We start from the raw sequence: 21,337 nt of genomic DNA, 5'->3' as shown, positions 1-21,337 counted from the left end.
TTCGCTTTTGGACGGGTTCATGCCTTCGCAGACTTCCACCTCCCCAACGAATGCGCCGTCGCCAGGAAAAAGCGATATGGCCACACTGGGTTTAGCCCCCCGTTTGACGGCCATGGCCCTTCAGGCGGGGCTAGACGCTCCTACGCCCATTCAATCCCGCGCTATACCGGTGATTTTGGATGGCGGTGACGCTGAGATTATCGCACCAACCGGGGCTGGAAAAACCGCCTGCTATCTCCTGCCGTTGATGCATCTCCTGTTGGCTAGGCGAGCCGCAAGAGTGCTTGTTGTCGCGCCGACACGCGAACTTGCGCGCCAGATCGCCGCGATGGGACGTCAGTTGGCGCCGACTCCCGAATTGCGTCCCTTCGCGGTCTATGGCGGCGCTCACGAAGAGGCCGAGGCGCCGGAAGGCGCACAGGACGACACTCCCGAGCGCGCGCGTATCATCGTCGGAACACCTGGACGCCTGCTCGACCTCACGCGGCGGGACCAGATCGACCTCGCCTCCTGCCGCCACGTCGTGCTCGATGAAGGCGACAGATTGATGTCGCCGGAATTTCGGGATGAGATGCACGACCTACTCCCTCTGTTGGCCCCACAGCGGCAAACGATTCTTGTTTCAGCCACCCTGCCGCCTGCGGCGCGGGAGGCCTCCCGGCGCTTCCTCTACAAACCTCAGACCATTGCCCCCGAAACAGGGAAAACGAGCATCCGGCAGGCGATCATGTTCGTTGAAGCTGCGCAGAAGCCTCTGGCCGCAGAAGCGGTTTTGCGTCGTCACCCGGACCGTAACGCCATCGTCTTCGTCGCCAGCCGGGATGAGGCTGGCGCTCTCGCCAAGCAATTGCGTAAGCGGGGCCTGAAAGCTGCGGTCCTGCACGGCGGCCTCACCCAGCCAGATCGTAATCGCGCCATGCAGGAATTTGCTTCCGGGCGCGCGTCGGTTCTTGTCGCGACGGATCTCGCAGCCCGCGGACTGGACATCGAGCAGGTTGGCCAGGTCATTAATATGACGCCCCCCGAACAGCCGGAGACTTACGTCCATCGCATTGGCCGCACAGGTCGGGCCGGGCGCGTGGGTTGGGCTATCACCTTATGCGCAATGAACGAACGCAGCGCGATGCGTAAAATTGAAACCGCTCTGTCCATAAAGCTGACAGTCTTACCTACGGAAATTTCCACGCCGGAAAGAGCCACACCGCGCGTTGAACCTACGACTTCTCTGGCAAGAAAACGGGGCCGTTCCGAGGGCGGGCGGAGTAAATCACCCAAAACGGCATAGCCTCGCCGAGAGCGAACTTTCCGTCGAACCCTCGTCCAGAGCCACATGAAGGTATGCGCCACTTGTCTGGAGCCTAGGCAATCGACCCTGCGTACCCACGGCGCAACCGATTCAGCCTGTCGACCCGCAGCCCCATCCGCGGAATTATAATATTTTTCTGATCGCCAGCGCAGAGATAGTGGCTCGCAACGAGTTAGCCGCACGAAGAGGTTTATACAAAACAAAAAATATATAGTAAAATAAAAGGAAAATATGAAATTAATGACGATGTATCGTTAAACTTGAAAGCAATGTGCAACCTCGTTCGATGAGACGATCATCGCCTCCTCTCCGGTTAATTTCACATTAATCCCGTGTCCCTGTGCAGGAAATTCAGTAACGAAAAATCGCTTCTTATATATGTGAACATTCATCTTTCATGTTCCCTGATAAGGAAATTTTACGACAAAAAAATCGTCTGAAGGCAACGCCACAGGCGGGGGGGGGTGAATTTTCACATCACATCAGAAGAAAAAATAGAAACATCAAGTGTAAAACTACCATCGTTCTCAATCTCCAGAATACGCGCCACGTCCTCCGGCGCAACCTCCTGAAGGGATCTGATCGCTGCGATCCTTTCCTGCGGCGTTTGTGTCCGCGCGACCCAACTCCCGAATTCCATGCGCAAACGATCCGTCGAAACTTCCTTGAGAACGAACCCGGCGTCACCGAGCAGCTTGCGCCACTCGGCGACGGAATAATTTCTTACGTGCGAGACGTCCCGCAGGAGTTCCAATGTCTGCAACCAACTGTCGGCCACCGCGACGGTCGGCGCCGTCACATCGATGAACATGGCCTCCCCATGCCGCGCCAGAACACGCCGCGCCTCGCGCAATCCCGCTGCAGCATCGTTCCAGTGGTGCATGGTGAATCGGCAAAAGACGGCGTCGAAGGCGCCATCCTCGAATGGAAGCCTTTCCGCCGGAGCCTGTATCGTCCTGATATTCGTCAAGCCACGGCAGATCGCCTCCGCGTCTACAGCGCGCAGCATCTGATCGGTGACGTCGCACGCTATTACTTCCGCCGCATGCGCGGCCAGGCGATAGGCGACATGCCCGCCACCGCATCCTAGATCCAGGACGCGACGCCATTGCTTCCCTTGCGCCGCCCGCTCGATCGCGTCGAGATCGCCACCCTGACTGTGCACCGTGCTGGCAACATAATCCTGAGCGCGAGCGCCGTAATGATGCGCCGCGTATGACTCCGTCATGGTCGAGTTCCTACTCTGTGCGTGTGTAATCACGGCGACACTGCCGCGCCTATAAAGCGAGTATAAGGTCCAATTTTATCATGGTATAAAAACTCCCATCATGACCGTTCGCTCCAGTACAGCTACAGCCATCGGCGCGTTTTTGCGGGCGCGTCGGGACGCGCTCTCCCCACTCGAAGTCGGTCTCCATCCAACGCCGGGACGCCGACGCGCAAGCGGATTACGGCGCGAAGAAGCCGCGCATATCTGCGGAATCAGCACCACATGGTACACTTGGCTGGAACAGGGGCGCGACGTCTCGTGCTCAGCCGCAACGCTGGGGCGCATCGCGAGCGCCTTGCAGCTCACGGCAGCCGAACGCGTCTATCTGTTCGAGCTGGCCCGACTGAAGGACCCGCAAACGCCACGAAGGCTCCATGACCGCATTCCAGCACCGGTATTGACCATGCCTGAGCAGGTGAAAGGCCCCTGCTACGTTTTGGACCGGCTCTGGAACATCTGCGCGGCGAACGCGACTGCCCGTCTTCTCTTTGGCGAGTGGCTGAGCGGTGATGATCCAAACTTACTACGGTACGTATTCCTGTCCTCTGAGGCGAAGAATTTTCTGAGTGACTGGGAACACAGCGCACGTCGCGTTCTCGCAGAATTTCGCGCGGACAGCATTCATGGTGAAAAAGAACAGGTCGAAAGCTTGATCGAGACGTTGCGTGCCGGAAGCTCCGAGTTCGACCGACTGTGGCATGATCAGGCTGTTCTCGCGCGTGAAGGTGGAGCACGGAGGTTTCGTCATACGACTGACGGCGTACTGAATTTTGAGCAGACTACATTGATTTTCGCGACATGGCCGCAATACAAGCTGGTGACGCTAACACCTGCCCCGCCAGCTTCCAGCACGTCGGATATTTGAGCGCCGATCCACATACCGTCACTTTACAGGCCAGAGCGGCAACAAACGCGACGCCTCAGCGACGGTCTCCGGCGTCGGCTGCTCGAACGGCGGAATTTCCGCAAGCACGGCCACATGCCCGTGACGTTCGATCGCAGCGCGATTGCCCGGCGACAACGGCCCGTTCATCACCACCCCTGCAATCGCGACGCCCCGCGCCCGCATCGCTTCGATGCTCAACAATGTGTGGTTGATGGTCCCCAGACCGCTTCTTGCGACCAGCACCACCGGCAAGCCGATGCGTTCGATCAGATCAAGAATCATCGCGCCCGCCTCGCCCGTCTCGGAGGATGGCGCGGTCAGCGGCACGAGAACTCCGCCTGCACCTTCCACGACCAACGGTCGGTCCGGTTGCGCCATCGGCGTAACCAGCAGATCCAGATCGACGCGCCGCCCCTCTGCAGCGGCGGCGTCTTCGGGCGATAACGGAGCCAGAAATCCCTCTGCGCCAGGCACGACCCTGTCGGGCGTCGCTGCGTCAAGAGACACGATTGTCGCTGCATCCCCATCTTCCTCCGCGAGACCGGTCTGCAGCGGCTTCCAGTAAAGGGCGTCCCACGCACGGGTCAGGCACGCCGAAACGAAGGTCTTGCCAATGCCCGTGTCGGTTCCTGTCACAAATACGCCCGCACGAGGCGGAGTGCGGAACAGGCCATAAGCGACCCGCCACGTTACCTCTCCACCCGCCGCGTCAAAACCCGCGACAACTCGGCGCATCGCTCCGGGCGACAGGCTGACCGTATCCGGAGCGGCCTCAGTCGCTCCAATGGCGCGCAAGCCGCGCATGAAAGCCAGGCCGCCTCCGGTCTGCTCCACCAGAGTCTCGACGTCCCATCGACCGCTGGCCTCCGGCATCCGCCACGGCGTCGCCGCGCGATGTGGCCAACCGTTCTGCAAGGCGAACTCGGCGGGATATTCGCGCATGCTGCACGCAAAGCCCTGCCCGGCGTGCGCGGAGCGCCATTCGGCGAAACTTCCTTCTGCGAGCGTCGTCGCAGCCAGAACTCCGCCAGGACGTAGCATACGCGCCAAGCCCGCGAGCGCCTCGTCTCGCGGCTCAATCCATTGCAGCGCCAGATTGCCGCACACGAGATCAAACTGCCCGGACAGGTCGTCCGGCAATTCGGGCTGGGCCGCGTCCATTGTCGCGAAATCCGCCTTAGGGCATCGGACGCGCGCACGCTCAACCATCGCCGCAGATATGTCAGTCGCCACGATCTGCGCATCCGGCCACATTTCTCGCAACAACCCGGTCAGAAATCCCGAACCACATCCAAACTCCAGCACGCGACCCGGCGCACGCCCAGCGAAAGCCGACCGCAGGCGCGCCGCCAGCCTCCGCGCAGTCGTACGTTGAACCGACGCCGCGGAATCATATGCTGCTGCGCTGTCGAAGCGCGCGGCGATACGCAGGCGTTCTTCACGCAAGACTTTCGCCGACCGATTGTCGAACGGGGTGGAGCGCATTGGCGTCATCCAATCTCTTTTTGCTGCGCGATAGTCTGGCGAATGAAATCCGCGCATAGATCCGGTCGCGTGAGCGGCAGGAGATGACCTCCGTTATCCGCCCACTGGATACGCTGCGCAGGAAACGACGCGCGGGTCATCGGTTCGGTGACGAGCACGTCGTCCCGACTGCCGAGCGCCGCCATGACCCGCCCTGCCCTTCCGCTGACGTCGCCGTCGCGTAAACGCATCAGATCCTGACGTAATCTGTTCGTGTCGAGCGTGCCAGAAACCTGAGCGAAGTCGCGGTCCTTTTCCGCCGAAAGTCCACACCGCTCATGGAATGCGTTGACAACGCCTTGCGCGTCATGATCAAGGCCTGCGAGCATACGGTCGATCAGTCGCTGTGGCACACCATCCGGGAAGTCCGCCGCACGACTGAAGCGCGTAAAGGCGTTGATTCCCAGAATCACGCTCTCTGCGTGCAATGAAGCCTGAGACAGCAACCAGAGCAGGCCGAAGGAATGTCCTACGGCGACGACAGGTTCATCCAGAAGGAAGCATAATTCGGAAGAACCGAAATACCCAAAGTCGAGAACATGAATTTCGTCGTCGACAACTCCCCCCCGCAACCTGTCGCGCACAGCGCCCCACACCCGCCCATCGAATCCCCACCCATGCGCAAGAACGATATGCATCACACAGGCCGGTGGAGACGTATTATGGCGTCAGCCAACCGCTCGACCATCTGCTCCGAATGCGCGGCGGACAACGCGACGCGCAGACGGCTCTGCCCATCGGGAACAGTAGGCGGACGAATCGCGACAGCCAGCAGACCCTCCGCCTCCAGCGTCTGCGCCACGCTCAAGGCGTCGGCGGCGGAGCCGATCATCACGGGCACGATCTGGGTCGATGACTCTCCGGTCGAAAAACCCGCCCTGATGAGCCTGTCCCGCAACAGCACACCATGATCAGCCACCCGTCGACGCTGATCGTCCAGAGACGGCAACAGCTCCAGGGCAGCGTCCGCGGCGCCCAGAACGGCAGGCGGCATGGCGGTGGAATAGATAAAACCTGATGCGCTGTTGAGCAGCCAGTCACACAATGCACGCGATCCGGCGATATAGGCGCCCATACCGCCCAGAGCCTTGCTGAAAGTGCCCATGATCAAATGCACGCCGCCCGGCGCGAGCGAAGACAAGCCTGCCCCGCCTGGTCCAAGCACTCCGGTTGCGTGCGCCTCGTCCAGACAGAGAAATGCCCCGAACCGCTCCGCCAAAGCCGCTAACGCAGGCACGTCCGCGCGATCTCCGTCCATACTGAAGACGCTCTCAGTCAGGATAATCCGAAGACCAGACGCTTCCCGCCGGGCCTCGAGCAGCGTCTCAAGATGGCCGAGGTCGTTATGCCTGAAGCGAATTTGACGCACGCCAGCCGCAGCACACCCCTGATGCAGGCTGGCGTGGTTCAGACGATCGGTAAAAACCAGCGGCGGCGCGCCGACTTGCTCCACCGACAGTCTGGCGAGCGCCGGAACGAGCGAGGCGTTCGCCTGCCAGCCGCTGGCGAAGAGCAACGCCGCCTCTGCGCCCTTGAGGGCCGCGACACGAGCTTCAACCTGCTCGTGCAGAAACATCGTGCCTGTCACAAGGCGAGAGGCTCCTGTTCCAGCGCCATAGCGAGCCGCCCATTCGCACGCACGCTCGACGAGCGCAGGGTGCGAGGCCAGCCCGAGGTAGTCATTGGAAGAGAAGTCAACCACTTGTTGTTTGGCCGCATTAAAGCGAACGCCCGCAGATACGGGCGAGAAGGCGCGCAAGCGTCGGCGTCGGCTTTCGCCGTCCAGCCTCGCCAGCGCGTCCAGGAAAAGGGGATCGAACCGCGTCATAGGGTGGGTCTCGTGCCGGAGACCGGGGCCATGGTCAACTACTCGTCTGGAAAAGCCCTTTCGCCCGCGCAGACGCAGCCGATGTCAGAAAGACTGCCCGTCCATATGTCTCTCCCAGATCATTCGTTACGGGAACCGCAAAATCACGCTCCCGATTACGATTGGACTTAGATTGGATGTTAACTTCAGCAAGCCGGATTAGATTATAGCGCAAAACGCAAATATTGATGTATTTTTCCGAAAATAATTCTAAAATTAATAATGTAAAATTTTTATTTATTAAATAAATAAATCTATTATTTAAAAATACGGCCGAATTTTTTATGTTTATTTCGATAAAACTCACTCATTTAGGTCAAATATTCGTGCGAAAAATATGTTACGAAACAATATCAATTACGTCAGGATGTTGACGTTAAAATTGCATAAAGATTCATTTTGTTTCATTTAACGCTTGTTTTATCTATTTTTGGACGCTTAGCTGTTTTTGGGAATAACCCCACACCTTCGATGAAGCTTGTGCTGCGCTCTACATTGTCTGTGTGCATTGAACGATCAATTCCAAGGAACATCTCGATGCGTGATTTGTCTGATCTTGAAGTAAGCACCATATCCGGCGGCGGATCCCTGCTGATTTCGCCCACTGCCGGAGGGCTAAACGCTCTGCTTGGCAACGCGCTCATTGGCGCCGCCAACACGGTCAATGCGTTTCAGGACGCAATCAGCCCTATCGGCGTCGCTCTGACCGCCGTCAGCGGTCCGATCACCGGCGCGCTCCATCAGTTCAACGACTACGCCATCTATCAGGCGTCTCAAGTCGTCGACACTATCGGAAAAGCTCTGGGCGGCACGATCACGCCTGAATATCATTATGTAAACGAGTGGATCAAAGGCATCGACTGATCTTTAGTCGCACATGACTTACCGACCGACGGCGCGCCGTCGGTCGGCGCTCCACGTTCCACATTCAATCAAATGACGACCTGAACGTATTCCGCGCCAGGCGCGCGCCCTCTTCAGGGGAAGAGCGCGCAAGCCACGCCTTGAAGATTGCGGCGGACCGTCGCCCTGCGCGGAGTGACAATCCAGAGGGCGTCGCCATCGCAATTGCAGGAAAACATGCAGGAATCAACGTCCACTACAGGCCCCCTGAAACTTACAACTTCACAATTGGCGCAGCTTAGCGCCGACACGGACGGCGGCACGGCGAACGCCCTGCTTGGCTATGAGGACATGCTTTCATTCCTCAATACAGCCATTGCCGATGGAACCAACACACTCGACTCACAAAGTACCTTCTGGTACGAGCAAGCCATCACCGTTAACGGCAACGATCCGACAAGCTTTGGCAATATCTTCATCCACGCCGCGACCGATTATGGTCTTGCGTGGGATGACAAGTCTGTGGTTTTCCAAAATCTCTCGGATAAAATCGGACTGGCCGTCATTTCCGGGACACTCCAGACCGGAAGCCTTCAAACGATCAACTCAATGCTTGAAGACGATATTGGAACGTCCCTTCAATACGGCGGAATGACTGTCGGAGGATGGGGGGGATCGTTCTACTACTGGGACACACCGTTTCAGGGGACAGAGACCGTCGGAGACGCCATCATGGCCGATCCCGCGCAATACGATAAATTCGTAGCGACCACAGCCAACGCTATAGTCGTCGCTGGAAACTCTGCGATTGAACAGCTTGGCCTTACGTTCAGCACCGGATCTGTGGCGAACGAAGTTAACGAGTTTCTCAATATTCTCAATGTCGGCGTTCCGACTATCGTCGATTCAGCCGTCCAGACTGACGTGAAGGCCGAAGTCATCGCAAGGGCGTTCGAAGAGGACGTTCTCGGACAAAGCGCCGCCGGAGACCCCAATTATATCAACGGATATCTCTACCTGGGCAACAACTGGTTCGGCGGCAGCCAGTGGATTGCGACGGGCGCCGCCAGTTCAAGCGCCGTCAAGGTAACCGATAATGCCGAACTGGACGCCCTTCGCACTACACGCATCAGCGAGCAGGATACGAAATCCGGTGATGCGGCTACGAACATCTATTCCGCAATCGGCGTAGCCGCGACTGCGGCAGCCACCGGACAACTGACTTTGCCATCGGAACTACAAAAAGCTCCGGGCGCGACCATCAGCGCGAGCCAGACCACTTCATCCGTGTCGCTCAATCTCCCGAGCGTTCCGCAGAACCTTTTCAACGCCACGTTGCAGGATATTCTTGCAGATATCTCTCACGGGCTCACGTCAGACTTTCTATCGCCTATCGTAAACGTGGTCAGCACAGGTTTGACGGATGTTGTCAACATCGCGGGCAGCGTTCTCAATGCACTTACAGCCGGATCCAGTTCGACGGCGTCAGTAGCCACGACGTCAAACCACGTCAGTTCCGGCAGTCACAATCTGCTCGCCGATCTTTTCAAGTAAGGTCGCCCTCGCAAACGGATGCGGGCTCACCATCTACCTGCCATACAGTGATGAGTCGACGCCCGCATCCGTAGCACCATGAAACGTGGGCGCGCGACAGGCATACATTTCGTACGGAATAATATAGAGCGATTACAAAAAATCTTTTTTATGACGGAGTCTTTTACCCTCCCTGCACGCGGATGACGCCTCCCTCACTTAAAGCCACTCTTCCGACGCCAGCCCCTAGAGGAATCCGAAGAGACCACCTGTGCATAGAATGATTTCAACCGCTGTTGATAAGTCTCCATATCAAACTTAGCCGCCTGCCTCGGGCCTGCCTCTCTCAACGTGCGACAAAGAGCGTCATCGTCATCCAAACGTCGAATTCCCAGAGCGATATCCGCCACGTCGTAGGCTTCCACCAGACAAGCCGCGTCGCCTGTGACCTCGGGCAACGAAGCCTCCCGCGACGTGAGCACCGGCGTACTCATCGCCATAGCTTCCACAACGGGCAAACCAAACCCCTCGGACAGGGATGGAAAGACGACCGCTCTGGCGCCGCGCACAAGCAGCATCAGATCGGCTTCAGGCAGATATTCCAGCTGGATGATGCGTCCAGCCTTCACTCCGCTCTTCAGGAGCCGCAGTTCGCCCTCGGATTTCCACGCCATCGCGCCGACAATGACCAGGGGGCGCGTGGTCTGCGCGGAAAGGACCGCTTCAATCAGACGCCCGATATTTTTCTTGGGTTCGATAGAGCCGTAATAAAGGAAATAGCCATCGGGACTTAGGCCATAGAGCTGCTGAAGGACGCGCTGAAGCGTCTCCCCCGAAACATCTATACCTGCGTCCGGGCGGCGAACGGCCTGATAGGTGTTATGAAGAATCTCATCAGAGGCCGGTGCGAATGCTAAAATATCTCGACGAGACGCCTCTGACACTGTGCATATCGCGTCAGCGTGTCGGACAATGTCATTGATCAGACGGAAATGAAACCCCTTGTCGTCCAGCGTAGTGTGCGGCAACCGAAGCGGGACCAGATCGTGAATCGTATAAACATTCTTGGCGCCCAGCACGCGGATCGGCAACGGGTATGTCCAGTGCATAATATCTGGCGCATTCGGGATCTCCACCGCCATAAAACGGCGCGTCCGCCGATAATGACGCGTCGCCGTGACGAAAAGATCGCGCGCGTTCAGGATCCGGTTGAAGGCTGGAAGACGATCACGAAAGGACCGAATGTCGACGTGCCCGTCAATTGGAATTTCGACAGCGCGCTGGCCGAACAGGACGGCTCGCTGTTGCGCTTTCCAACGCGCCGTGAGGAAGCGACCATTCTGGCGCTTCTCCTCCTCGCCAAGGCGATCAAAAAACAACACTTCACGCAGCACAGCTTTGGCGTGAGCGGGGATGTTGAGACCATAAAGGACGTCAACATGGCACGACATCTCCCGCAGCGCATGGCTGAGCGTGCGGGCGTAGGTCGCAACACCTGTGCCACGCGGGAGAGCGAGATTGAATCCATCGATGGCGACATGCAGACGTGAAGAAGACAACAGAGAGTTTCCTTGTCAGGCTGGGATACGGTCAGTCACAGGCGTTTGCGTTACGACGTTCAACCGTTACTCATGATTTGCGCGTACAAATCGGCCACACGGCGCTCATAGTGCGCAGGGTCGAACACGACCGCGCGGGCGTATCCAGCCGATGTCAATCGCTCGCAAAGCGCGTCATCAGCGGAAAGCCTCTCCAGCCCATACGCTATCGAATCTACTGATTCGGGATTGACAAACCAGGCGGCGTCACCCGCGATCTCGCCTGTCGCTCCTCCCTGCGTTGTAAGAACGGGAGTTCCAACCAGCATGGACTCGACGATGGGCAAACCAAATCCCTCCGCGAGCGATGGAAAGGCGAGCGCGCGCGCAGTCGATATTGCTCTGATAAGTTGCGGACGCTCTATCCATGGCAGACGCATGACGCGATCGGGATGCGGATGCCTGCCAATGGCCGACATCTCCTCCTGAGCCTGATAACCGTCTGGCCCGATCAGAACGAGCATGCGCGTTGTTTGACTTCGACCGTGGGCTTCGATCAGGCGGCCGACATTCTTCCGTTTCTCTATGCTGCCGACGTAAATAAAACTGCCAGCGGGACAGACGTCGCCTGCTTTCTCGGCCGCCTTCCGCAATTCAGTCGAAATACCCACGCCTTGATGGAGTGTATGGATACGCTCCGGGCCGATCGGGAAGGTCGTTAGAATGTCCTGCCGGACAGAATCAGAAATAACTATTATTTCGCCCGCATTACTCATCACTGAGCGTAACATCCTCCTCATGTGATGAGGAGAAACGTCGCATAGATCAGGACGCAAGACTGGGATGAGGTCATGAATCGTGACGATGTTTTTGCAGCCCTCCATTCGAACAGGTAGTGGACAGGTCCAGTGCATCACATCAGGAGGATTATCCGTTCTGACCGGGAGCAACTTGCCAAAAATCTTAAAGTGCACGTGAGCAATGCGGAAAATATCGTCGGAAAGCATATCGTTCCTGGCGCCCGTCCGGACCGCTACGGACGAACGACCAAGGAGCGCCGACGCAAAGCGCACTGCTTTGGCGCTTGCTGTGTGGCGAGACGCCATCGCCTGCGGCGAGGCGTCTTCTCGCAACCAGGCGACTTGAGCTCCGCCCCTTTCAGCAGCGTCGGCAAGCGCCCGTGCGTAACTTGCGACGCCTGTCCCATTCGGGCGATCAATGTTACGCGCGTCCAGAGCAATCTGCATGAACCGGTCGATCAACGGGTCCGGATGTACGTGCGGAACAGGCGATCGATCAGTGGAACTGTGGTCGCATAGTTTCCGTCACGTCGGGCGTGGTGATGAAGCATGTGATGACGCCGCAACCTGCGGATCAGACGTCCCCGAGAGCGACTCTGATGGCAGGCCCAATGCACAAAATCGTAAGACATGTAGCCTGCGACGAAGCCGGCGCACACCGCCTCTCCCTTGCCCCCCCCGAATGTATGGCAAGCGGACCAGATCAGCAGGGCAAGAGGAATAGTAACGGTCAGCGGCATAATACTCCGGAGGGGATCCCCCGGATCCGCATGGTGGTTGCCATGCGTCATGAAAATCATCTGCCGTCCCAGACGCGATCGCAAACGCAGATGGAAAATATATCGATGGATCAGATACTCGCAGCTGGCCCATACAATCGCCCCGGTGATAAGCCCCCCCAATGCCAGCAGGGGCGGATTCTTCACAAACGCCATCACCATCAGCAGTGTCGACGTCGGCAACCATACCGCCAGAAACACAGGTAACGGCGTCAGCGTCGTCAGCTCAAGCCACTGGCTCCGGAACAAACGGATACGGCTGGGGTGTGCACGTACAACACGAAACATCGCTTCGCACCTACTCACAGGCGATGTAGCCAAATCGCGCCCATACCGAAAGGACGAAATTCAGCCGGGGAACGATGCAGATTCAGGACCCCGGCCCACTCCACATCACACTCAGGTTCTAACCCACCTGCAGGCTTTTTCATCCCTGCAAATGCGACTGTCGAGGTAAGGCCTGCCCCCTTCGCAGCAGGAAAATGTGGCGAATTCCGGGCACGACAAAACCGACGGGCATACGGACTAACGTTATAATAGCGTATGTGTTGCCTTGTCTCGCGGTTTGAGGCAAGCGTGAAGGATGAATAGGACATCCCTCAGTTTGCGACGTAATTATACGGAAGGCGCGACGGATCAGTCCGGCCGAATAAACGCCTCGCTTGCCTGGGTAAGACGCCACGCGGTGTTTCTTGGGGTAGTCGTGCTACCGACAGCCGCAGCGACTGTTTATTACGGCCTCGTCGCATCTCCACAATACATTTCAGAAGCGGAATTCGTTGTTCGCGGCCAAACATCTCAGACACCCAGTGTATTGGCTGGCTTACTGTCGTCGGGTAGTTCAAGCGGAACCGAGGACACCTACGCCGTTCAGGATTACGTGACGTCGCGTGACGCCGCACATCTTCTGCTGCAGACTCAGGATCTCGCGCACGTCTACGACACTCCCCACGCAGATTCGATCGCGCGTTTTCCAAATTTTTATTCAGGAACGACGTTCGAGCATTTTTTCTCCTATTATCAACGCCATGTTAAGGCTGAACTCGATACGACAACCGGTCTTTCAACACTTAGAGTCCGAACATTCAGTGCCGCTGATTCGCAGAGGGTTGCTAAAGCGTTGCTGGCCGCCTCTGAAAATCTCATTAATGAGATGAACGCTCGACAACGCGAAAATACGATTGCCGCGTCGCGTCGGGAACGTGACGCAGCAATCGAACGCTTGCGGACAGTCAGCAGTAAAATTGACGCTTACCGCAACCAGACCGCCATGATCGATCCGCAGCGGCAATCTCAGCCTCTACTGAAAGACATCGCGAGTCTGGAAACGATGAGGATGACGACTCGTATACAACTGGAGCAATTGCTCCGTTCAACCCCAAACAGCCCGTTGATCGACGTTCTCAAACGCAGAATGACGGCACTCGATCAGGAGATCACGCAGTCGTCCACCAAGGTGACGGGCGATGACCGTTCCTTCGTGCCCAAGATAAGCGGCTACGACGACCTGATCTTTCAGCGAGAATTGCTGGAGCGGGAAGTCAGCGCGGCCGACGCGGCTCTTGATTCAGCCCGTATTCAGGCCGATCGACAGCAACTGTATCTTGACGAAGTGACGCAGCCCAATCTGCCAGATTATGCGGCTTATCCTCGGAGCCTTGCTGACATAGCGATTGTGTTCGCCACCATGTTGGCCCTGTACTTCATGGGGTCATTACTGCTTGCTGGCGCCCGCGAGCATAGGAGCGTTTGATAATTCATGCTTCGCTGTATTGACGTCACAAAAGTATACCCGTCACACGGAGGCGACCGCCTTGTACTCGACAACGTGTCCCTCACCCTCAATCGGGGCGAAAAACTGGGGATTCTAGGACGTAACGGCGCTGGAAAATCCACACTCATTCGCCTGATCGGCGGCGTCGAGCACGCGACTTCCGGACGGATCGAACGCTCTATGAGCGTATCGTGGCCGTTAGCGTTTGGAGGTGCCTTTCAGGGAAGCCTGAGCGGGCTCGACAACCTCAAATTTATTTGCCGCGTCTATGGCCTCGATTATCCCAGCACTCGAGTTTTTGTAGACGACTTTGCGGAATTGGGTCGACAGCTCATCGAGCCCGTCAAAACGTACTCGTCCGGCATGCGCGCTCGCCTGGCGTTCGCTCTATCCATCGTAATAGAGTTCGATTGCTATCTGATCGACGAAGTCATTATGGTTGGCGACGCGCGTTTTCACAAACGTTGCCAAGAAGAACTGTTTAATAAACGTAGCAATCGCGCAATGATTGTCGTGTCACATGATATGGGTTTCATGCGAGACACATGCGACCGAGTATCCTTGCTAGACGGCGGTCACCTGAAACCCTACCAGTCTCTGGACGAAGCCATAGAAGCTTATCAAGCGTTGTAAATCTCTACGACAAAAGCGCGTCTCGGATCTGATGCCTCACTTAGCTACCCAGGCAGCAGTAATGGCGGGGCTGATCAAAGCGCCGATCAACTGATTGAACTTGTAGAAACGGTTGGTCTTGGCATTTGCAAGCAGCAATAAATCATGCCCCTTCAAAGGCACGCGCTGCGCCAAAAAATATGACGTGGGGCTCATCATGTCGAGTTGATAGACAATCGGTACCCCTTGTGGGGTTACGGGCGTGCTAACCCCCATACTCCGCGCAACTTCAGGTGTCTCGAATCGAAATAGGAATACTGCATTTGGATCAGCGCGACTATCAGCAGGTCCGCCAGAGCGCGCCAAAGCCTCAGCCAAGGACACATGTGGGGATTTGAAGGGGGTTTCCGTCGCCTCCTTCCCAGCCGCCCCGAAGACCGTGTAACTTCGAGGTTGATATATGACGTGTATTCTATCCCCTGGGCGAGCACGAATATCTTCCCGCGGATAGGTTTCCAACGTACCCAAATCCGTCGCAGCAGTCCGATCACGCCGAACAAGCTGAACATGCGTGTCCTCTGGGGGGTAGATCGCTCCCCCTGCGATAGCCACAAGATCTGAGAGGCGCTCCTGAGCAGTACTAAGCATAACCCGCCCTGGTTTATGAACTTCGCCAGAAACGATCACCGTATTAGAAACATCACTCGCGATTCGCACCATCACCTGAGCATTTTGCGATTTACTCCCCAAACGGGCCTGAATCAAAGCAGCCAAAGTCTGCGGTGTCATGCCCGCAGCCTGGATACGTCCAACATAAGGCACAGCAATAGAGCCGTCAGTCTCAACTTCCGTCGGCGGCAGTGTTTGATTTGTCACACCGGTAGTACCACCTGACGCCGCGTTGAGCTCGCTGGATTGCGCCGCTGATGCAGTGCTTCCAGAGGAAAACAAACCGCTACCAAGCTCAAAAACGGTGATAGCAAGCACGTCCCCCGCGCCGATGCGATCATTATGAGTCGGCGTAATGTCAGTCGTATCAAGCGACGACACCAGTGGAGGGACCTCTGCTGCCAAGGTCGCCGCTACGGAAGGCGTTATCGGCAGCACAGCAAAACCGAGTGGATTGCTCTTTAGATCCTTCGCCGCATGAAGAACTACGCTTTCAGTCGGGCCACTGTCAGGTAAGGTGCTACAGGCCGCAACCGCAAGAAGAGCAGCTGGTGACAATCTCAGCAACCCACGACGCGCCCTACCGGGGTTTGGTGACGAACGGGAGCACTTGACGATCATGCTATATTTATTTTCCACAAAAAGCCGCTGTAGAAGTCTGTTGGCACAGTGTGATCACAGCGTCCATACTACCAGTGGCATTCTGGTGTCACATCACCTCCGGAACCAACGGTCATTGGCGGAAAATCAGAACAAAAGATAACGACCATCTGAATCCCAAAATCAATCCGCACCTATTTGAATTCTACGCCCTGTTCGGCCTATAATTCAACGCTTCACCGTCCCACGCGCTCAATCGCGTCGACGTTACAAAATATTCGTATAATTCTTCATGAAGGCATTGATCAAAATCGTGAGCAACAGGTCTGTGCATCAACCGTCCATCAGATCCCTGTTCAAAATTCAAGGCAGAGTGATCGGCGCGCTCATGCTCCGTGAACTTCATACACGCTTCGGACGTGAGAACCTTGGATATCTTTGGATAATAGGGGAGCCAATTCTTTTTTGCCTTGGCGTCACCATCGCGTGGACCGCAATGCGTGCGCCGCACGAGCACGGCTTACCAATGACGGCAATTGTGCTAACCGGATATGTCCCTTTGACGATGTGGCGCCATAGCCTTGTTAGCGCCGTGCGTGCATTCGAAGCAAACGGAAGCTTGTTATTTCATCGCCAAGTTACACCGCTAGATATCATCACGGCGCGAGTCGCACTTGAGGTGATGGGCACCCTTATGGCTGGCCTCATTGTTGCAGTTGGGGCAGTGCTAATCGGATACATGAAACCTCCCGAAAATTACGGTTTACTCTATCTCGGCCTTGGATTTCATATTTTGTTTTGCTTCGCGACAGCCCTCCTCGTTGCCGCGCTCAGTGAGCGCTCAGAAATAATAGAAAAAACCGTAAGTATTTTTTCCTATTTGGCGTTGCCATTTTCAGGCGCATTCGTGATGGCGTCGTGGGTGACGCCCAAATTTCAGAGAATATTATTGTGGTCACCAAGCGCACAAAGCATCGAAATGATTCGCGGGGGGCAATTCGGCGCAACGGCACATGCCATGTACAGTATCACTTACGCACTTTGCATAAATTTTCTTTTAATTTTAGCCGGACTTTCCTTAACTCTTCGCGTTAGAAAATTTGTAAAGGTTCAATAGAAATTTCTAAGCGTAAGTTTAATGACGCACTGCCAATAAGCAACCACCAAGTATAGTTGGCTTACGTTTCTGCGAGCAAATTTGACTTAAGACCTCTCTGACGCTTCGTGTCTTCCCTAAACCGAGTCAATTCTCAGACAAACTGCACAACAATGCCTCGTTCAAAAAAACGTACTTTCTATGAGACCGTAGCTTTCAAAGGAACGTCGAAATTTCCACAACATTTACTCGTTAACTAATGGACGACGCAGATATTGTCTGGCAGCGAAGAGGGGAATCGGCTTCAGTAAGTCCCTTGAACGGAAAGAGTGTTACGTTTCATCCATTTGGCCATAAGCCTATCCCGCAAATGGCGCATTCTTTCTGCCTATACACCTGATGGACTAGGATAAACCGTACTTTCCTATAAACGCGCGTCAGTCTGTGAAGGGGCCGTCGACGCACCCCGATAGAGATGGTGTATATACTCTGTAAAAGCCCACATCAGATAACCGCCCTGAAAGCGCAAGACCACGAAGAAGCTCTACACAATCCTCTTGGCAGATAAAGTCGTATGAATTTTTAATGTCTTAGATCTATGCCGCTTCCATTTATCAACCCCACTTGACGACGCAGCCACGCTACACACCATTGACTCAAAGCCGTGACGAACGAAGAGACCACAGAATGAATATTTACTCCTTTATCTGGCTTTTCATCATCTTCATGAGCGTTGCAGCCCAGGCAAAGCCGCCCCATAGTCTCGCAGAATCATCGGGACAACTCACTGCACCAGACATTAGTGGCGCCTTTGTCAAAGCCAGTTCGGGAATAACGGCAAGACGTGAGGAAGAGCGGGCGTCCGACCAAACAAACGTTCTCGATTTTGGCGTCGTCCCATCACCCGATACGCATGATAACACCGGCGGACTTCAGGCCGCCATTAATGCGGCCTGCAACAAGGTTGCATCCACCGCGGGCCACCGCCCATACCCGAACGGGTCTTCAGCTGGGGGCGGAGACATTTTTATTCCGCAAGGAAAATATACTGTATCAGGCACAATATCGTGGACATGCCCCGTCCACGTGCACGGAGCGGGGCGCGGGACCACTACTTTAATCTGGATTGGATCCGGGACAGGAACCCTGTTCAACTTATCTGCACCTTTAACGGACGGACATCGATTTTGGAGGCATGGCGCCTTAAGCGACCTGGATATTGTCAATGCAGGATCACAGACAGGATCAGCGATCAGCGTATACAACTGCACTCAGTGTGATGTATATAATATAGGAACATACGGCATGTATAGATCCGTCGTATTTTTTGCGGGGCAGCATAATAATCTTCACGACTTTGACTTCATGCAGGGACACACGCAGCATGATAATGGAAAAAAAATGGGTAACGAATCATTCAGTACTGCAATAGAATTTTACGGATCAGATCACCATGGCGGCACAGGCTGCACTACATATGATAATGGTGACTGCTCAGGAAGGGCTGATATTTTGTCTATCTATAACGGCAGCATAGATGCCGCACTTGACGGGATACATGAACCGACGGATTGCATTTATATTCATGATTTTGCGGCTACAATTTGGGTTAAGAATCTAAATTGCAATCAAGTTAGAAACGGCGTTAACGTTCGATGTGACGACTCAACGTCAATAGGCAACTGCCCGCAATTTATTTCACTGGACAGAATAGAAGTTGAAACAAACAACACCACCAAAACAAATTCCAACTGGGCAATTACAGCAGATAATTTTGCACACATTGTTTGTATCGACTGCGAATTTTATGCATCGCAAGCTGGAATCAACAACATAATTCTTCAAAGTACGCGATTTCATTCTGGAAATTATCAGTCTTTTGGAGGAAAGATACAAAATTCTCTCGGACCATGCGTCGCCGTCCAGGCTGATGGCGCCCAGTTCCACGGCGGCGTCATCACATCGTGTGGCTCTGATGGCGACAGAGACAATCAATGGGGAATTTTGTTTCACAATGCTACGAATGGATCCGTGGACCATGTTCAGTTTTGCCATGACAATGTCGGAGGCAAGGACAACAAGATGAGGCCCGTATTAATTGACGAAAATACCACTTACACCCTCGTCGATGGCAACATCTTGCAAGATTGTGCAGGTCCATCCGCGAACAGAAATGCGAACGGTCATAATTTAATTACAAATGAAATAGGGGGGGAGCAATCTAAGTGAACCTTAGTCCACTACCGAAACGACATGAGCTAATCAGATCGATCTGTCCGTATTGAGTTTGACAGTTTAAAACTTTCGTATTCATATCAATACAACCGACAATCATAAATTCCACTGCTTATTAAAATCCAAATAACGCTCTCATGGCGTGTTATTCGTTGGCTCTAGAGTGCTACAGGGCATGTATTTCCATCTGGTTTGAAATTTTTTCCTGCATTTAGGCAACGTTAAATACTTCGATATGGTGTGAGCGGCAACCGTTGGGACCAGATAAAGGATATCTTCCGGGCCATGAAGGTCACGTCACTGGAACCGACGCCGATAACCTTCTGTACGGTGAAGCAATGCTGTCACCTTATCACGTGGAGGGTTCGAAAAACCTCATGGTATTGAGGTTTTTTCTATGATTCCATTTTTCCGGTTTTTATTGGAGGAATGGCGCTATGAAACAGCCGGGATTTTTTGACGTTGAAGAGGGGCTTGCTCGGCTGAGCGAGCTTGGCGATCAGCTCGAAGCTTTTTTCCGGACTGTAGATTTCGAAGCCTTTCGTCCTGACCTGGATAAAGCGCTGGCCTATGCGGACGGAAGAAAAGGCGGTCCTCCGGCGTTTGATCCAGCGCTGATGTCCAAGATCCTAGTGATCCAGACCCTGAACAATCTCTCCGACGAGCGGACGGAATACCTGATCAACGACCGTCTCTCCTTCATGCGCTTTTTAGGCTTTGGGTTGTCGGACCGTGTGCCTGATGCCAGAACGGTGCGGCTGTTTCGTGAGCGTCTGACCCAAGCTGGCGCGAGTGATGGCTTGTTCAATTGCTTTAACACAATCGTGCGGAACGCTGGTTATCTGCCGATGTCAGGCCAGATCCGGGATGCCACGCTGGTAGCGGCTCCGAAGCAGCGCAATACCAACGATGAGAAGACGGATCTGCGTGAAGGACGGATCCCACAGGACTGGCAGGACAATCCGTCAAAGCTGTCCCACAAGCACAGGCACGCGCGCTGGACCCTGAAGTTCATGAAAGCGAAGCGACAGGAGGACGGGGCCATGCCGACAACAGATCTGGCCATCCCGTTCTTTGGCTATAAATCGCACATCTCCATCAACCGGAAATTTCGGCTGATCCGCAAATGGAAGACGACAGATGCAGCCGCCAGTGATGGCGCGCGCTTGAGAGAGGGCCTGCTTGATAAAAGCAATACAGCCTCAACGGTCTGGCAGACACGGCCTACCGCTCAAAAGCCAATGAGGACTTCATGGAAAAGCAGGCCTTTGTCTCGAAGGTTCACAGGAAAAAGCCGCATCTCAAGCCTATGCCACGCCATATCCAGAAATCCAACGCCGGAAAGTCGGTGATCAGATCTCGCGTCGAGCATGTCTTTGCCGATCAGAAATTACAGACTGGGCTGTTCGTCCGAACCGTAGGCATAACGCGGGCCACCTTGAGGATCGGGCTGGCCAATATCGTCTATAATATGCGTCACTTTCTCCTCCTTGAGCGGATTAACGCCGCCGCGTGGCAACCCAGAGCATGAAACCGTCACTCTGCCCAAAACGCAGAGCGCAAATCAGACACAAGAACCATCAATCAACACGCTAAAAACCTGAAATCAGGCGCAAGAGCAGTCAATCAAAGGTTTTTCGAACACTCCACGTGACCACTCCTTGGCGTGGCCTACCGACCCGGTTCAAAGACAAGAGGAATATTCACGAGCGGCTGCGCCACCGGTACGAGACCGGTGTGACTGAACAGATTTTCCAGCATTTGACGACCGGTCAAACCAAAGAATACATGATGATCGACAGCTCAACTGTCTGTGCCCACCAGCCCAATGCTGGCACTCGTAAAAGGGGACGTGGGCACCTATCGGGCGATCCCATGACGAATTGCCCGCACCACTGACTACGCCATTGGAAAAGTCGTGGCTTTTGAGCAAAGGGTCGGCATCGCCGCTCTAAGAGCCTGTTTGGAAAATCGGTCTGATGTGATTCAAGCTCTGGATGTGGAC

16 protein-coding genes and 1 pseudogene are annotated in these 21,337 nt (G+C 55.1%); 9 read left to right on the top strand and 8 right to left on the bottom strand.

Annotated features, from left to right (window positions below):
• The first annotated feature begins 76 nt into the window (after nt 1-76).
• On the top strand, nt 77-1,285 hold the full coding sequence (locus J2D73_RS17730; protein WP_243430071.1) for a DEAD/DEAH box helicase: 1,209 nt from the start codon (nt 77-79) through the stop codon (nt 1,283-1,285).
• 493 nt (nt 1,286-1,778) lie between these two features.
• On the opposite strand, the gene J2D73_RS17725 is transcribed toward J2D73_RS17730, so the two are convergent.
• Complete coding sequence (locus tag J2D73_RS17725) at nt 1,779-2,534, bottom strand: class I SAM-dependent methyltransferase (protein ID WP_207883516.1); 756 nt, start codon at nt 2,532-2,534, stop codon at nt 1,779-1,781.
• A gap of 100 nt (nt 2,535-2,634) precedes the next feature.
• Here J2D73_RS17725 and J2D73_RS17720 point away from each other — a divergent pair, with 100 nt between their 5' ends.
• Complete coding sequence (locus J2D73_RS17720; protein WP_207883514.1) at nt 2,635-3,441, top strand: helix-turn-helix transcriptional regulator; 807 nt, start codon at nt 2,635-2,637, stop codon at nt 3,439-3,441.
• 18 nt (nt 3,442-3,459) lie between these two features.
• On the opposite strand, the gene bioD is transcribed toward J2D73_RS17720, so the two are convergent.
• The 3 genes from bioD to J2D73_RS17705 are packed head-to-tail and all read right to left on the bottom strand — an operon-like array spanning nt 3,460 to nt 6,814.
• Nucleotides 3,460-4,956, bottom strand: coding sequence for a dethiobiotin synthase (gene bioD / locus J2D73_RS17715; RefSeq protein WP_243430070.1), 1,497 nt, complete (start codon nt 4,954-4,956; stop codon nt 3,460-3,462).
• Nucleotides 4,953-5,624 carry an alpha/beta fold hydrolase gene (locus J2D73_RS17710; RefSeq protein ID WP_207883512.1) on the bottom strand — a complete coding sequence of 224 codons (672 nt, stop codon included), beginning with the start codon at nt 5,622-5,624 and terminating at the stop codon, nt 4,953-4,955. Before J2D73_RS17710 ends, bioD begins: the two co-directional genes overlap by 4 nt.
• On the bottom strand, nt 5,624-6,814 hold the full coding sequence (locus J2D73_RS17705) for an aminotransferase class I/II-fold pyridoxal phosphate-dependent enzyme (protein ID WP_207883510.1): 1,191 nt from the start codon (nt 6,812-6,814) through the stop codon (nt 5,624-5,626). The genes J2D73_RS17710 and J2D73_RS17705 overlap by 1 nt, the downstream gene beginning before the upstream one ends.
• 576 nt (nt 6,815-7,390) lie before the next feature.
• Here J2D73_RS17705 and J2D73_RS17700 point away from each other — a divergent pair.
• Both J2D73_RS17700 and J2D73_RS17695 read left to right on the top strand, forming a co-directional pair.
• Nucleotides 7,391-7,717, top strand: coding sequence for a hypothetical protein (locus J2D73_RS17700; protein WP_207883508.1), 327 nt, complete (start codon nt 7,391-7,393; stop codon nt 7,715-7,717).
• A gap of 216 nt (nt 7,718-7,933) precedes the next feature.
• Nucleotides 7,934-9,250 carry a hypothetical protein gene (locus J2D73_RS17695; RefSeq protein ID WP_207883506.1) on the top strand — a complete coding sequence of 439 codons (1,317 nt, stop codon included), beginning with the start codon at nt 7,934-7,936 and terminating at the stop codon, nt 9,248-9,250.
• A 194-nt stretch (nt 9,251-9,444) separates the two neighbouring features.
• Here the strand turns inward: J2D73_RS17695 and J2D73_RS17690 are convergent, their stop codons facing one another.
• Genes J2D73_RS17690 through J2D73_RS17680 form a run of 3 tightly spaced genes read right to left on the bottom strand, consistent with a single transcriptional unit; the run spans nt 9,445 to nt 12,634 of the window.
• Nucleotides 9,445-10,788: a glycosyltransferase family 4 protein gene (locus J2D73_RS17690; RefSeq protein ID WP_243430069.1), complete on the bottom strand. Its 1,344-nt coding sequence runs from the start codon at nt 10,786-10,788 to the stop codon at nt 9,445-9,447.
• 59 nt (nt 10,789-10,847) lie between these two features.
• Complete coding sequence (locus tag J2D73_RS17685; protein ID WP_207883504.1) at nt 10,848-12,014, bottom strand: glycosyltransferase family 4 protein; 1,167 nt, start codon at nt 12,012-12,014, stop codon at nt 10,848-10,850.
• Between the two features lie 11 nt (nt 12,015-12,025).
• Nucleotides 12,026-12,634: a sterol desaturase family protein gene (locus J2D73_RS17680; RefSeq protein ID WP_207883502.1), complete on the bottom strand. Its 609-nt coding sequence runs from the start codon at nt 12,632-12,634 to the stop codon at nt 12,026-12,028.
• Nucleotides 12,635-12,929: 295 nt separating this feature from the next.
• Between J2D73_RS17680 and J2D73_RS17675 the strand changes: the two genes are divergently transcribed.
• Entirely contained in the window at nt 12,930-14,099 is a 1,170-nt protein-coding gene (locus tag J2D73_RS17675; protein ID WP_207883499.1) for a capsule biosynthesis protein, read from the top strand.
• A 6-nt stretch (nt 14,100-14,105) separates the two neighbouring features.
• Nucleotides 14,106-14,753: an ABC transporter ATP-binding protein gene (locus tag J2D73_RS17670; protein WP_207883497.1), complete on the top strand. Its 648-nt coding sequence runs from the start codon at nt 14,106-14,108 to the stop codon at nt 14,751-14,753.
• A gap of 36 nt (nt 14,754-14,789) precedes the next feature.
• On the opposite strand, the gene J2D73_RS17665 is transcribed toward J2D73_RS17670, so the two are convergent.
• The gene (locus J2D73_RS17665) at nt 14,790-15,968 is read right to left on the bottom strand and encodes a polysaccharide biosynthesis/export family protein (protein WP_243430068.1); all 1,179 of its coding nucleotides are present in this window, start codon (nt 15,966-15,968) and stop codon (nt 14,790-14,792) included.
• Between the two features lie 325 nt (nt 15,969-16,293).
• On the opposite strand from J2D73_RS17665, the gene J2D73_RS17660 reads away from it, so the two are divergent.
• The 3 genes and pseudogenes from J2D73_RS17660 to J2D73_RS17650 all read left to right on the top strand — a co-directional run bounded on the left by J2D73_RS17660 (nt 16,294) and on the right by J2D73_RS17650 (nt 20,863).
• Nucleotides 16,294-17,118: an ABC transporter permease gene (locus tag J2D73_RS17660; RefSeq protein ID WP_207883495.1), complete on the top strand. Its 825-nt coding sequence runs from the start codon at nt 16,294-16,296 to the stop codon at nt 17,116-17,118.
• A 666-nt stretch (nt 17,119-17,784) separates the two neighbouring features.
• Nucleotides 17,785-19,326 (top strand): pectate lyase family protein, encoded by a 1,542-nt coding sequence (locus J2D73_RS17655; RefSeq protein ID WP_207883493.1) that lies wholly within the window; start codon nt 17,785-17,787, stop codon nt 19,324-19,326.
• Nucleotides 19,327-19,769: 443 nt separating this feature from the next.
• Nucleotides 19,770-20,863, top strand: a pseudogene (locus J2D73_RS17650) (IS5 family transposase).
• Nucleotides 20,864-21,337: the final 474 nt, after the last annotated feature.

It is taken from the genome of Acetobacter sacchari, assembly GCF_017377715.1.
GTDB lineage: Bacteria > Pseudomonadota > Alphaproteobacteria > Acetobacterales > Acetobacteraceae > Acetobacter > Acetobacter sacchari.
The sequence above is the reverse complement of the archived record's forward strand: the minus strand, read 5'-3'. Positions and strand labels throughout refer to the sequence as shown.

What these genes read in the sequence shown, in the direction of transcription:
- J2D73_RS17725 (WP_207883516.1), bottom strand. Translation starts at nt 2,534, where the DNA reads ATGACGGAGTCATACGCGGCGCATCATTACGGCGCTCGCGCTCAGGAT.
- bioD (WP_243430070.1), bottom strand. Translation starts at nt 4,956, where the DNA reads ATGACGCCAATGCGCTCCACCCCGTTCGACAATCGGTCGGCGAAAGTC.
- J2D73_RS17685 (WP_207883504.1), bottom strand. Translation starts at nt 12,014, where the DNA reads ATGCAGATTGCTCTGGACGCGCGTAACATTGATCGCCCGAATGGGACA.
- J2D73_RS17695 (WP_207883506.1), top strand. Translation starts at nt 7,934, where the DNA reads ATGCAGGAATCAACGTCCACTACAGGCCCCCTGAAACTTACAACTTCA.
- J2D73_RS17680 (WP_207883502.1), bottom strand. Translation starts at nt 12,634, where the DNA reads ATGTTTCGTGTTGTACGTGCACACCCCAGCCGTATCCGTTTGTTCCGG.
- J2D73_RS17660 (WP_207883495.1), top strand. Translation starts at nt 16,294, where the DNA reads ATGAAGGCATTGATCAAAATCGTGAGCAACAGGTCTGTGCATCAACCG.
- J2D73_RS17720 (WP_207883514.1), top strand. Translation starts at nt 2,635, where the DNA reads ATGACCGTTCGCTCCAGTACAGCTACAGCCATCGGCGCGTTTTTGCGG.
- J2D73_RS17700 (WP_207883508.1), top strand. Translation starts at nt 7,391, where the DNA reads ATGCGTGATTTGTCTGATCTTGAAGTAAGCACCATATCCGGCGGCGGA.
- J2D73_RS17710 (WP_207883512.1), bottom strand. Translation starts at nt 5,624, where the DNA reads ATGCATATCGTTCTTGCGCATGGGTGGGGATTCGATGGGCGGGTGTGG.
- J2D73_RS17730 (WP_243430071.1), top strand. Translation starts at nt 77, where the DNA reads ATGGCCACACTGGGTTTAGCCCCCCGTTTGACGGCCATGGCCCTTCAG.
- J2D73_RS17705 (WP_207883510.1), bottom strand. Translation starts at nt 6,814, where the DNA reads ATGACGCGGTTCGATCCCCTTTTCCTGGACGCGCTGGCGAGGCTGGAC.
- J2D73_RS17655 (WP_207883493.1), top strand. Translation starts at nt 17,785, where the DNA reads ATGAATATTTACTCCTTTATCTGGCTTTTCATCATCTTCATGAGCGTT.
- J2D73_RS17670 (WP_207883497.1), top strand. Translation starts at nt 14,106, where the DNA reads ATGCTTCGCTGTATTGACGTCACAAAAGTATACCCGTCACACGGAGGC.
- J2D73_RS17675 (WP_207883499.1), top strand. Translation starts at nt 12,930, where the DNA reads ATGAATAGGACATCCCTCAGTTTGCGACGTAATTATACGGAAGGCGCG.